At 40.9% G+C, this 13,287-nt stretch carries 12 protein-coding genes; 10 read left to right on the plus strand and 2 right to left on the minus strand.

Annotated features, from left to right (window positions below; genetic code table 11):
• Positions 1-177 precede the first annotated feature (177 nt).
• The 8 genes from BWI44_RS18860 to BWI44_RS18895 all read left to right on the plus strand — a co-directional run bounded on the left by BWI44_RS18860 (position 178) and on the right by BWI44_RS18895 (position 8,168).
• The gene (locus BWI44_RS18860; RefSeq protein ID WP_138292822.1) at positions 178-1,140 is read left to right on the plus strand and encodes a hypothetical protein; all 963 of its coding nucleotides are present in this window, start codon (positions 178-180) and stop codon (positions 1,138-1,140) included.
• A 310-nt stretch (positions 1,141-1,450) separates the two neighbouring features.
• Positions 1,451-2,056, plus strand: coding sequence for a DUF1573 domain-containing protein (locus BWI44_RS18865; protein ID WP_286079259.1), 606 nt, complete (start codon positions 1,451-1,453; stop codon positions 2,054-2,056).
• 72 nt (positions 2,057-2,128) lie between these two features.
• On the plus strand, positions 2,129-3,148 hold the full coding sequence (locus tag BWI44_RS18870; RefSeq protein WP_138292820.1) for a BF3164 family lipoprotein: 1,020 nt from the start codon (positions 2,129-2,131) through the stop codon (positions 3,146-3,148).
• Between the two features lie 40 nt (positions 3,149-3,188).
• Positions 3,189-3,749 (plus strand): hypothetical protein, encoded by a 561-nt coding sequence (locus tag BWI44_RS18875; RefSeq protein WP_138292819.1) that lies wholly within the window; start codon positions 3,189-3,191, stop codon positions 3,747-3,749.
• On the plus strand, positions 3,749-4,639 hold the full coding sequence (gene lepB, locus BWI44_RS18880; protein ID WP_138292818.1) for a signal peptidase I: 891 nt from the start codon (positions 3,749-3,751) through the stop codon (positions 4,637-4,639). The genes BWI44_RS18875 and lepB overlap by 1 nt, the downstream gene beginning before the upstream one ends.
• Complete coding sequence (locus BWI44_RS18885; RefSeq protein ID WP_195208532.1) at positions 4,621-6,306, plus strand: O-antigen ligase family protein; 1,686 nt, start codon at positions 4,621-4,623, stop codon at positions 6,304-6,306. Before lepB ends, BWI44_RS18885 begins: the two co-directional genes overlap by 19 nt.
• A gap of 32 nt (positions 6,307-6,338) precedes the next feature.
• On the plus strand, positions 6,339-6,776 hold the full coding sequence (locus BWI44_RS18890) for a helix-turn-helix transcriptional regulator (protein WP_138292816.1): 438 nt from the start codon (positions 6,339-6,341) through the stop codon (positions 6,774-6,776).
• 201 nt (positions 6,777-6,977) lie between these two features.
• Positions 6,978-8,168 carry a DUF4934 domain-containing protein gene (locus BWI44_RS18895; protein ID WP_195208531.1) on the plus strand — a complete coding sequence of 397 codons (1,191 nt, stop codon included), beginning with the start codon at positions 6,978-6,980 and terminating at the stop codon, positions 8,166-8,168.
• A gap of 10 nt (positions 8,169-8,178) precedes the next feature.
• On the opposite strand, the gene BWI44_RS18900 is transcribed toward BWI44_RS18895, so the two are convergent.
• Both BWI44_RS18900 and BWI44_RS18905 read right to left on the minus strand, forming a co-directional pair.
• Entirely contained in the window at positions 8,179-8,760 is a 582-nt protein-coding gene (locus BWI44_RS18900) for an epoxyqueuosine reductase QueH (protein ID WP_195208530.1), read from the minus strand.
• Positions 8,761-8,772: 12 nt separating this feature from the next.
• Complete coding sequence (locus BWI44_RS18905; protein ID WP_138292813.1) at positions 8,773-9,957, minus strand: DUF5009 domain-containing protein; 1,185 nt, start codon at positions 9,955-9,957, stop codon at positions 8,773-8,775.
• Positions 9,958-10,020: 63 nt separating this feature from the next.
• On the opposite strand from BWI44_RS18905, the gene susR reads away from it, so the two are divergent.
• Positions 10,021-11,613, plus strand: a complete 1,593-nt coding sequence (susR, locus tag BWI44_RS18910; protein ID WP_138292812.1) for a SusR family glycan utilization regulator — start codon at positions 10,021-10,023, stop codon at positions 11,611-11,613.
• A gap of 187 nt (positions 11,614-11,800) precedes the next feature.
• The gene (locus BWI44_RS18915) at positions 11,801-13,276 is read left to right on the plus strand and encodes an endo-1,6-beta-glucanase (RefSeq protein WP_138292811.1); all 1,476 of its coding nucleotides are present in this window, start codon (positions 11,801-11,803) and stop codon (positions 13,274-13,276) included.
• Positions 13,277-13,287 lie beyond the last annotated feature (11 nt).

Genomic DNA, 13,287 nt, shown 5'->3' on the forward strand with positions numbered 1-13,287 from the left:
GGTACAGCATTTTTAAGCTTATGTATTTTAAGAGATTTATACATACCTGAGGTATTCAGGAGTAGTCATTAACTCTAAAATGGGTCTTAGGACTGCAATATTCAGTCCTAAGACCTTAGTTGTTTTGGCAGCTATTTATTTTAATAATCCTCTTTAGAAGGAGATAAATATTTATTTATGAAGTATGTTTTGTATTTACTGTTCAGTGTTCTGTTTATGGCATGTGCTGAACGAAAGTTACAACAAAAAATGGAATCATTTCCTGTGGAAATGTTGCTCTATGCAGATAGAATAAGAGTAGATGAGATTATAAGTCCAGAGCAGATAGTACTGAAAAAGCAAAGTATATTGGTTACGGACAGTAGAAATTATGATGCCATGCTGTATCAATACTCTTTGCCTGAATTTAAGTGTATTTATGAAGGTGGTGCAAAAGGGCAGGCAGAAGAAGAGTTTCAAGTTTATCCCAGAATTTGGAGAACATTGACTGATAAGGTTTATATAGGAGGATACACAGAATTCTCTCTTAAGAGTTTTAGGATGGATAGCACATGCCATCTTTCCTTTGAAAAAAAACATGAGTTGCCCATCTCTAGCGATATTCCTAATGATAGGCATATAGTGAGAGACTCTCTCTATATATATAATGAGACAGACAAACTCGCCATAAAGAAAATCAATTTGAATACCCTGCATGAAATGGGACAGATTTTGTTTGAGCCAGATGATCATTCTGAAAAATACTATTATAAGAATAGTGGAATTATGATTGCAAACGACTCTCTGATTATTTATGCATATAAGTATAAGAAGCAGATTGATTTTTATAGTGTGGATAGCATGAAACTCTGTAAAAGGCTTGTAGGGGATGATATAACTCCACGCATAGTAATTGGTGATTTAGAAAATAGTGTGGTTTATTATAATGAACTGATTGCGGGTAAGCGTTATTTCTATGCAAGAGGTGAAGGAAAGAAAAAAGAATGTATTATAGAAGTTTTTGATTACTCAGGTCATTCCATAGCTAAATATACTTTGGATATTATGCCAAATCCTTTTGATGTGGACGAAGAGAATAGAATTATCTATGGTTATAATAGTGAATTTTTTGAAGATGGTTTCTTGAAGTTTACTTTTTAGTTTATTATGGTTTGAGACTATAAAGCAATTTGTCATGAAGAGATTATTAGTAACTATATCGTTTACCATTACGGCAATACTTTTCTTTTCTTGCACGTACATAAAAAAAGAGGATGAGATAACTCGTTTAATATCCGAATGGAACGGAAGGGAAATTCTTTTTCCGAAAGAAATATATTTTACGATATATGGAAAAGATACCGTAAAATATCCGATGAAACATTCCCGCTATTCAATAGTTAGTTATATGAATTCTGTCGGATGTACAAGTTGTAAGTTACAACCTCATATGTGGAAAAAATACATATCCATGTTAAGTCCTGCCAATGGAGAGGAAATCCCAGTCTTGTTCTTCCTATGCCCTACAAATAGGGATGAACTGATAAATTTATTGGCAAGTAACTATTTTGATCATCCGATATGTATTGATGAAAATGACACTTTCAATAAATTGAATAAGTTTCCTGATAAGATAGACTTTCAGACTTTTTTGTTGAATGAGGAAAATAGAGTTGTTGCTATGGGAAATCCCATTCATAATCATAAAGTTAGGGATTTATATATAGATATAATTCAGGGAAAGCAGATGACTTATGAGAATGAGAAGATAAAAACGAAGGTCAATGTAAAAAATATTAATTTGTTTTTAGGTACTTTTGATTGGAATCAAGAACAAAAGGTTGAGTTCATTCTTGAAAATACAGGTGATAAGCTTTTGGTGATAGATAATGTGGTTACTTCTTGTGGTTGTGTTACGGTCGGTTATTCTGGGGAGCCGGTTCGTCCAAAGGGCTCTGTTTCTTTACTGGTAACGTATAAAGCGGAACAACCGGAACATTTTGATAAAACCATACAAGTGTATTGTAATGCAGAATCTTCGCCTATTTTGTTGAAGCTTACAGGAGAGGCTAAATGAACGGGGTTGAAAGATAAATATACATACCTAAAGGACAAGTCTTTGGTGAAGTGGCAATAATTTGATTTTAATATGGGAAAAGGTATAAAGAAGATATTTACTTTTATGATATTACTGATAGGCCTGTCTGCCTGTACTGTAAGGTCAACAACTGAAATATATGATTCATTTGATGCAACAGGTTCCTTATTAGGGGAAAAACATGATATTCCCCCAATAATGCTATACCCTAAGAATATCTTTCTAAAAGATTCTTTTTTGGTGGTCTTCAATGAAAAGATAGATACCTGTTTTCAGGTATTTGATAAAATTGGTTTTGGATATAAGTATGCTTTTGGCATTAAAGGAGAAGGACCTGATGATTTAATATTGCCGGTAAGTCAATTGGTTGCTAATAATCATAATGAAACGATTGTGTTAGATATGAATCGGCTTAAGAAGATATCTTTTGTAAATGATCAACCAACTATTTCCAACTTAGAGTTTTCTGGTACTCAACCGTTTTATAATGGTTTGATTAAGTTAACCGATTCCTTATATATCTGTGATGCCGGTTTAGAAGAAGAGAATGAATATGCATTTATTTATCCGAATGGAGAACTGAAAAAATGGGGAGTTTATCCTAAAGGGATAGAACGCTTTGGTAATTTGCTATCACGAAATCAAGCTTATACCAAAATCAAGGTAGCTCATCCATCCGGTAAGTATTTTGCGGCATTTTATACAAATTCTCGAAAATTGCGGATATATGATATATCCGGGAATATGCTACATGATATAGAGTTGAATATTTTACCGGGAGAACAAGAGGTTCCATTGGAAGTAGAGAAGAGGTATATATATGCTATTGGGGCTTATGCTACTGAAAACTATATTTATACTTTAAATTTAGATATGACTCCTCAGGACATATATGCTAGAAAGTATAATCCTTCTCTGCAAGTCTTTTCGTGGGAGGGTAAACCTTTGAAACAATATAAATTGAATTGCTATATAAGTGCTTTTACGATCGATGAGGCCAGTCGGACAGTTTATGGAGTGTTTGCAGAAGATGAAAGTTCTATATATACTTTCAATCTGGATAGTTTGTAGTGATGAATGCTTGAAATGTTAACGGTTAATCAATTTGGCTATGAGAAATTACTTATTTCTTTTAGGAATTATATTCTGCACCTGTGTTAGTGCACAGAATGTTTCTTATGTAACATTGCGGGGTGATACTTATGTCATGAATATGATCAAGGGATGGGAACTTTCTACTGGAGAAAAACTATATAAGAAACCGGCAAGGAGAACCGTAAGAGGATATGAAACGACTCAAATAATGCGGATACGTCCCAAGAATTCAATTAAGGATATGGGAGCATCTATTTCTATAATGGGATTTAAAGGATGTAGATTTTACAAACTTATACAGAAGCAGGATAGCTTGAATTACTTAAAAGATACTTCTATAAGCTCTACTGTTTGGGATGTACAGAGTTCGGAGAAAGTGAAGCAATCAGTGGTGCTGACATATAAAGCTAATAAGCATTCAGAAACAGGAGAGAGTCAGATATTGAAGATAAAGACATGGTATGCTCAGGGAAAAAAGAATACTTATTTAATTTCATTTGTTACAATGGAGGAGCAGATTTGGGCTAAAGAGTTGCCAGAAATGGAAAAAATAGCTTTATCCTTGAAGGAGATGTGATGGCTTTGAAAAGAAAACTCTCTTGGTTTGTCGACAAGTTGTTAAACTTGTTTTTGATAGGCTGTGGATTAGTGGCTCTATGGGTATTACTTCAAGTAACCTGTATTGCCACTTTCAAGATTCCTTCGGACTCCATGGAGCCTGCTTTGCTTCCGGGGGATAACATTCTGGTGAATAAGTGGGTGATGGGTGCCCGTATCTTCAACATCTGGGATGCCGCAGAAGGAAAAGAAGTTAGGATTTCCCGCCTGCCGGGATTAGGCAAGATTAAGAGAAACGATGTATTGGTTTTCAATTTTCCTTATCCGGCCCAGTGGGACAGTATCGGCCTGAATTTGATGACTTATTATGTGAAGCGTTGTGTGGCATTGCCGGGCGATACATTTGAAATAAGTCAGGCGCATTATAAAGTGTGCGGTTGTAATGTGCCGTTAGGAAATGTAGATGCTCAGGATGGATTGATGCGTATCATAGAGAATGGGAGAGAAAGGGATTTGGGGATTGTCATGAGTGGTTATCCTTATAATGAATTGGTAAACTGGGATATTATGAATTTCGGCCCTTTGTATCTTCCCGCTAGAGGAGATGAAGTGGAAATGAATCCTGAACATGCCGCTTTCTATAAAAATGTAATAGAGTGGGAACAAAAAAAGAAACTCTTCTTGCGTGGAGATACCGTTCTGCTGAATGACAGTGTGATATGTGCTTATCGCTTTAAAGAGAATTATTACTTTGTTATGGGAGATAAAGTGATGAACTCTCAGGATTCCCGCTATTGGGGACTGTTGCCGGAACCTTTTATCGTGGGCAAGGCTGTCAGGATATGGAAGTCGGTAGATAGGGAGAAGGATAGGATAAGATGGGATAGAATATGGAAGAGAATAGAATAAAGATATGGATACATAAAATAAAAGATACAGCCGTTGTGTTGTTACATTTTCTTGCAGTTTGCTCTCCATTGAGTTTGGTCTGCGTAACAACACCTGAACTTCCTGCCGGAGAAACTATCGGGCAATGGGTTTGGTTTGGAAAGGCTGTATTGTTTTCAGCCGGTTGTATCGTTGCAGCCTGTCTGCTTCAGCTTTTCGACGGTTCTTCTCGGAAGAAGATGTTATCTTTTTCGTGTTTTTCCGCTTGTGTATCATGGAGTCTGATATTTCTTGGAGGAATTGAAGCCGTTTGGGGACTACGTCAGTTGTATGGCTTTTCTGCTTCCGGTCATTTTCGTTATGCACTCACCGGTTCTTTTTTTAATCCCGGTCCGTATGCCGGATATCTGGCAATGGTACTACCTGTCTGTCTGCATTATTATATGCAATTCGGGGCATGGAAGTGGGTGAACGCTTTTTTGAAGTTGGAAAAAGTGGCGGCGGGAGTAGTGGGAGTACTGATTCTTTGTGTATTACCGGCTACAATGAGCCGTTCGGCCTGGGTGGCTGCCGTGATAGGTTGTGTATGGGTGATATACATGCATCGGGATAGGCATAAATGGAATATACTATGGAGAAGGTACAAAAAGCGATATATCTCTTATGGGATAGGGATACTTTTTGTGTTGATAGTGGGAGGTGCCGGAGCTTTCTTCCTGAAGCCGGACTCTGCTTTGGGACGCTTGTTTTTGTGGAAAATAACCTGCCAGGCCATAGCTAAGTATCCTATGGGGTGTGATAAGGGATTCGCTTTTGCATACGGTGAAGCGCAGGAAGCTTATTTTTCCCAGGGAGATTATGCCGGGTGGGAGGAAAGGGTGGCCGGAAGTCCGGAATATGCATTCAATGAATATCTGGAATTGATTCTGACACAGGGACCTGTTATCTGTATAATGCTGATAGTGATTACTTTTGCCTGTTTATGGGCGGGGATACAGTTCAGACGCTACGGTGTATGCGGTGCAATTATCGCTTTGCTTATTTTTTCTTTTTCTTCTTATCCTATGCATCTTCCTGCTTGCATTGTAGCCTATGTGTGCTTGTTGCTGGCTTGTGGGATAGGAGATATAATAGCTAAACCGGTTGTTTTATCTGCTTGTCTTATTATATGGGTAGGCGGTTTTCATGACAAGTGGCAACGGGAAAAGGATGCTTGTCGGGACTGGGTGAATGCCCGTATACTTTATCATGCGGGAGCCTATACAGCGGCAAATACGGCTTATGATAAGCTCTATCCGCAACTGAGGGAGAAAGGGACATTCTTGTTTGAATATGGGCATAGCCTTCATAAGGCAGGGTTTTATAATGAGTCTAATAAATATCTGGATAAGGCCCTGGTATATTGCGCTGATCCGATGATACTGAATGTCATTGGCAAGAATTATCAGGCACTGCGTTGCTACAATTGGGCTGAGGAACTTCTTCTGGCTTCGGTCCATCGTTTGCCCGGGCGGATTTATCCTTACTATTTGCTGGCGAAGCTATATGCCGAACCGGAATTTCTGAATAGGGAGAAGTTTGAGGAGATGAAACGAATAGTGCTGATGAAAGCGCCTAAAGTTCATTCTACGGCTATTGAGGAGATGCGCAGGGAGGTAGAGAAAATAGCAAAGGGGCTGGAAAAGTAATTAGGAAAATATTATAAAAACAAGAGATGTATATGGAAACTTACAGTGATGGTTGGAATGCTTGCTTACTGTTCAGAAATAAGCAACTGACAAAACAACTGAAAAACTATCAGGAAGCATCAGTATTGGCAGATTGCTCATCCTCTTTATTATTGGCCATGAGCCAATTGTTACGACTTCATCAGCATCCGTCTTATGGCATTGTCAGGGATGATACCGAATGGCAAAACCTGTTTACCGTTATCGATTGGTTTTATGGGAACTGCCTGTCAGAAGAATTGGTTGATTACTGTTTAGGACCTCAGGAATTAAAGCTGTGTTATCTGGTGCGTGCCCGACTCTGTAACAAGGCTGTTGCAGCTCTTTTCAATATCACTTCCCAGTCGGTATTGAAAACCAAGCAGCGCATAAAGAATAAATTGTCCTTATCTGCTACGGATAGCCTGGACCTGTATATACAGCAAATATAATGTAGCTACCTCTTATTTAATTTTCACGGTTATAGTTTGTAATATTGGAAAGAAGCATGCATACATAATGGACATTTATAATGAAGTGAATCATTTGTACCCTCTATTTGGCTTGAGTTTATTACCTGAAATCGATAGAGAAGGTCTTTCTTTGTACATAGGAATAAAATAATTTAAAACTGATTCATAACATAATTGGAAATGAACATAAATAGAATATCATATAGTCTAATAGTGGCAGTCATAATTCTTATGTCATCCTGCCGCCGGCAACCGTTGTTAAATGGTTTAGAGGCAATCAATATAGTAAATACAGACCGCCCTATTGAATTGGATATATACGATATAGTGGACAGCATTAGTTATATTCCTTTAGAAACTTCGGAGAAGTGCTTGTTGGGCGAGCTTCAAAGAATCAAGAGGGATGGTGATTTTTATTTTGTCGAAGATGCTAAAGGGTTATTTGTCTTTGGTAAAGGCGGACGTTTTCTGAATGAAATCGGTCACAAAGGAAATGCCCCCGGGGAATATCTTTATATGGACAATTTTTATTTGGACCGTAAGGATAAGCAAGTCTGCATTATCAACAATGTGCAAAAGCGAATATTACGATATGCGTATGATGGCACTTACGTATCTATGAGCTACCTTGAGCCTAAAGATGCCAATATAGAGTCGGTAATGGTGTGTGATGGAGGAGAACTTTTAGCATTTTATCCTTTGCCTAATGATCTTTTTCATATAGATAGCGAGTATCGAGTTTTCAGAGAGAAAGGAGATACATTAGTATCGGAAAAAATAATGAGTGCAAAGTCGTTGACAACTAAAGATGCTTTTTACCCTTTCTTGTATTTTCCCATGGTGACCTTCAGCGATAAGCATTTCTTGGCGTCTGTGTTTTCTAATGAACTTTATCAATATAAGAATGGCAAGGTTTTCCCTGTTTATTGTATCGATGCCTTCGCTGCCATTCCTAATGAGGCTTTTCTGGATGAGCACAAAGGGATGGACTTTTTTGAACTGTTAAAGATAATGAGCCAGAAGAATATAAGTACGGGCATAACTGCTCTAGAGGCTTCTTCCGATTATTTGTTTGCATTGATTGATAATAGAAAAGCGTTGGTCTGGGATGGAGAAAAGGGGATATTGATTTCCACTACCTATAATTCGGACCTAAACCTCTATTCGTCACTTTTAACGGGAGGGAGTTCTGATGAGCACGTAGGTTATTTCTCTGCAGAATTCTTTTGTGAAAAAAAAGAGGATTCAGCGGGAAGTAAGGCTTTATCAGAATTGGCTGATTCTTTATCTGAGGATGATAATCCCGTGCTTTTTCTGTATCACTTTAAAAAAGATGCAGTGAAGTCACTGATAGAAAAATATAAGTTGTGATCGAATGTTTTTATTCTTTTTCTTCAAGCCTCCGCATACTGAACTCACAACCGCAATACTGCTGATTATAGAATTCATGTTCTTTAAGAAGTTGGTTCCTCCGGTCCTGTAATCCTCCTTTTCGCCAGTTCTGTTCCCAGAAGGTGGTGCCCGGATAGAGGGAGGAGGCACGGTGTCCCGCCTCATTTATCTGGTCGAGGCTTTTCCAGCGGGAGGAGGCGAGGGTGGTGGTGAACAGGGTGAAGCCATGTTCTGAAGCATACCGGGCGGTTTCCGTCAGTCGGTGGGTGAAACATTTCAGGCAACGGCTGCCACGTTCGGGTTCGTTTTCCATACCCTGCATGGACGAACGCCACAACTGGTAATCGTAGTCACCATCAATGAAGTCGAGTCCAAGACCCTGGACGTAGCGGATGGCTTCGGCTTTCCGGATTTCGTACTCTTCCTGAGGGTAGATATTGGGATTATAATAAAATACGGTAGGACGGATGTCGTTGGCAAGCAGACATTCGATAATGGCGGAAGAACAAGGTGCGCAACAGGAATGAAGCAGCACCTTGTTTTCGTTGTTGGGAGTTTGTAACTTTAACATAAATCTTATAAGTTATACTTTCAGTTTTATTTTAGCCTTCACCAGCAACCCGGTCAGTTGGACGATGATGAGGGAGAATATGAGCGAACGCAGTAAACCTGGTGTACCGGCATTCAGCACTTCGGGATAGTACAACCCTAATAACTGCTGTACGGAATACCATAGATAAGGAATGATATAGCATGTCAGTGTTGCAGTTCCGGCGGGTTTGATGATATCGAACCACGGCGTTTTGCCTTTCACATCCGTCAGCCAATAGAACAATCCGAACAGCGGGAAGAATGCGGCAAGGCAATAGAACAACCAGCTCGGAGTGGCCTGTATCTTCGAGATAATCCAGTAAGGATGCGAGCAAAGTGCGGCAATGAGCATGACAGCACCCAATACACAAAGCATAGTGATGAACTTACGCGGATGTTCGCGGTCGGCATATTTCTGCATTAACAACGAAGTGAGCACGCCCGACATGCCGAATGCATGCAGTGTCCAGTCACTGGGGATGAAAGGCAGCAGGATGACACGCAATCCGTACTCCTGCGGTATCAGGCTGAAATGGCTGATTACGGCAAGCAGCACAACTACCAGCCATGCTATTACATTCTTGCGCAGACTTTCGCGGGTAAACAGATAGATACCGGCACATACGACATAAGTCCAACCGATAAGTCCCAGAATGCCCCACCAACCCTGATGGAAAGGTTTTCCGTTTAAGTCTTTATATAGTACGAGGAATGCCAGCAGGGCCACACCAAGCACCTTCATTGCGATGAATAGGTACTTTTTTGAACCTTCGGCCTTGGGATAGACCGCCCAGACCAGAAAGAAACCTATAACCATCAGTATGCAAAACCATTGATGGGAGATGCCGCCCTCTATGCCACCGGAGTTGAGTGAGAACAGTCCCATGGCAATCAGAGCCACCGTGCGCCAGAAAATATGAGCAATCACTTGCAAGGTAGTGTCTCCCTTTCGATAGCGGTTCTGGATAGCAAAGGAAACGGACATACCCATACAGAAGAGGAATGCGGGAAAGATTGTGTCGGAAAAACCCAGCATATCTTCGTTCATTTCGGCATGTTCGAGCCAGTGGGGGATGTTCTTCAGACCGGGGATGTCATTCACGAAGAGCATGAGAAACATGGTGAGTGCGCGGAATACATCAACCGCGGCCACTCGTTGAGGTGCTAAGTTTTTCATTATAGAATACATTTGGGGGTTAATGCTGCAAATATAGGAAACTAATTTTTTATATTTGTCCCCATGAAGGTAAAACTGCTGATATTTCTCGGACTGGTTTTAGTAGGCATTCATGGAATGTCGGCTCCGGCCGATGTTCCTGCAATGGGTGGCTGGACTGATGCCTTGGATGAGGCTATCGGGGCGCATCAGGAATATGTGGCAGTGCGGGAAGCTCGTATTGAAGCTTTGAGGCAGCAATTGTTGCAGACAGATATGGAGGCGTCGGAGTATTTCCGTCTGAATGGAGAAATGTTTCAGGAATACAAGGCATATATATGCGATTCAGCCCTTCTTTATCTGGGCCGCAATTTGCGCTGGGCGCAGCGCCACGGTGAACAGGAAGCAGTGGATGAAACCCGCATCCGACGGGCGCACCTGATGTCTTCGGCAGGTATGTATAAGGAAGCTTCTGAGGATTTGGAACAGATAAATCCTTCCGGACTCTCTTCCCGTCTGTTGCCCGATTATTACGAAAATTACCGTCATTTATACGGTGAATTGGGGGCATATACGCAAGATACTTTCCGTCGTAACCGCTATTATGGTTTGTCTGCCGCTTATGAGGACTCACTGATGCAGGTGCTTTCCCCTGCCTCCGCCCTTTATCCGGAACGCAGAGAGATGCAGGCAGCTGCTGCCGGTAGGTTGGAGGAAGCTTTGAAGATAAACGATGACCGCCTGGCAAGTGTGCGCCCCGATACTCCGGAGTATGCGTTGGTAACGTATCACCGTTCTTTGCTGTATCATCGCCTGGGGGACCTAGAGAAAGCAAAATATTATCTGGCTTTGTCCGCTTTGACGGATATCCGCCTTGCGATTACAGACCATGCCTCCCTGTGGACTTTGGCACAATTGCTCTATGAGGAAGGAGACATCGAACGTGCTTATCGCTATATCCGTTTTTCGTGGAATGAAACCAATCATTACAATGCCCGTAGCCGCAGTTTGCAGACAGCCGGCATTCTATCGCTTATAGATCTTACCTATCAGGCTATGCAGGAGAAACAGAATGAACGTCTTCGTTTTTATCTCTGGATGATTAGTATTCTATCTCTGCTGTTGGTCGTAGCTGTTGTCTGGATTTACAGGCAGATGAAGCATCTCTCTGTTGCCCGGGCTCATTTGGAGCAGGCGAATGAACAGTTGCAAATGTCTAATCATATCAAAGAAGAATATATCGGGCGCTTCCTGAAACTCTGTTCTACCTACATCGACCGACTGGATGCTTACCGGCGCATGGTGAACAAGAAGCTTACCGGCGGGCAGATGGAAGAACTTCTGAAAATGGTACGTTCACGAGATGTGCTCGACACGGATCTGAAAGAATTATATGGGAACTTTGATACGGCTTTCCTGCACCTTTTCCCTGATTTTGTAGGAAAATTCAATGAACTGCTTCAACCGGAAGAGCGGATCATACTCCGCAAAGGCGAACTTCTGAATACTGAATTACGTATTTTTGCTTTAATCCGATTGGGCATTGACGATAGTTCGCAGATTGCCGAATTTCTCCGTTACTCCGTCAATACAATCTATAATTACCGCGCCAAAGTGAAAAACAAAGCTTGTGTTTCGCGCGATGACTTTGAAACATGCGTTATGAAGATACGCTAAGCATACGTCATTACCTTATTTCCTATCCACTTTTTTACTTTCTCTATTGATTTTTATCTGCCTGTTCTTTAGAGGGTTATCTTCGCTGTATATTTCATCTTATCCACATATTCATAATGCGGAGGTACGTAATGCCTTTATCTTGCCTACCTTTGGGGGAGATTAATTAACCCTTGAAAAACATACCATGAATTTGAAATTACCTCTTTTATTAGGATGCTGTTTGTTGGTTGCTACTACAACCTGTGCCGGGACTTCCGGTTCATTGGGTGAGGATGCTCCGGGAAAAAACAAAGCGGAAGTTTACATTACGACTGCCGATCGGCAGCAAAGCTTTAACCACATAACTCAAGAGCTTTCCAAAGTCTCTGCATCTGAGTCTGTAATCACTATAAATCCTACGGTGCGGTATCAGGAGATGGATGGTTTCGGAGCTGCTGTTACAGGTTCTACCTGCTATAATCTGATGCAGATGACACCGACCGACCGTACGAAATTCCTGATTGAAACGTTTTCTGATAAAAATGGGCTGGGATTTAGTTATATCCGCATTTCTATTGGTTGTTCCGACTTTTCACTGAGCGAGTATACCTGTTGCGATACAAAAGGAATTGAGAATTTCGCTCTGCAAACTGAAGAGAAAGAATATGTAATACCTATTTTAAAAGATATTCTTGCTCTTAATCCCACTATCAAAATATTAGGTTCTCCGTGGACATGCCCCAAGTGGATGAAGGTGAATAACCTGGAAGAAAGGAAACCATTTGATTCCTGGACAAGCGGACAACTGAATCCGGATTATTATTCTGATTATGCTACTTACTTTGTGAAGTGGATACAGGCATTCCGTGATGAAGGTATTGAAATCTACTCCGTCACTCCACAGAATGAACCGTTAAATAGGGGCAATTCTGCTTCTTTGTTCATGGGTTGGAAAGAAGAACAAGCTTTTATCCGCGATGCTCTCGGTCCTGCTTTCAAGGCTGCCGGACTGGATACGAAGATTTATGCTTTCGACCATAATTACAACTATGATAATATGGCCGATCAGCAGGAGTATCCTGTTAGAATGTATGATGATGAAGTGGCTGCTGCTTTCCTTACCGGAGCTGCTTATCACAACTATGGAGGCAGACGTGAGGAATTGAATAACATTCAGCAGAAACGTCCCGATAAAGAACTTATCTTTACGGAAACTTCTATCGGCATGTGGAATGACGGACGCAATCTGGAAAGGCGTTTGATGGAGGATATGCGCGAGGTGGCTCTTGGTACGGTAAACAATTGGTGTAAAGGCGTCATTGTCTGGAATCTGATGCTGGACGATGAACGTGGCCCCTGGCGTGAAGGTGGTTGTAAAACCTGCTACGGAGCTGTTGATATTAATCGTGGGGACTATAAGACGATGACTTACAATTCTCATTATTATATTATCGGGCATCTGTCGTCCGTAGTAAAACCGGGTGCAGTTCGTGTGGAAAGTAAAGGTGTTGACGAGAAAGGATTAATGTACTCTGCATTTGAAAATCCCGATGGAACCGTTGCTTTTGTACTCTTGAATGAGGGAAATGAGGAAACTCGCCTGACTGTAACGGATGGAAAGAATTATGTAGATTGTGTGGTGCCTGCCAAAGCAGTAGCTTCTTATCGCTGGAAGAAATAATCTTATAGTAT

Origin of the sequence: Bacteroides sp. Phil13, assembly GCF_001940965.1 — a bacterium.
GTDB classification, from domain to species: Bacteria; Bacteroidota; Bacteroidia; order Bacteroidales; family Bacteroidaceae; genus Bacteroides; species Bacteroides intestinalis.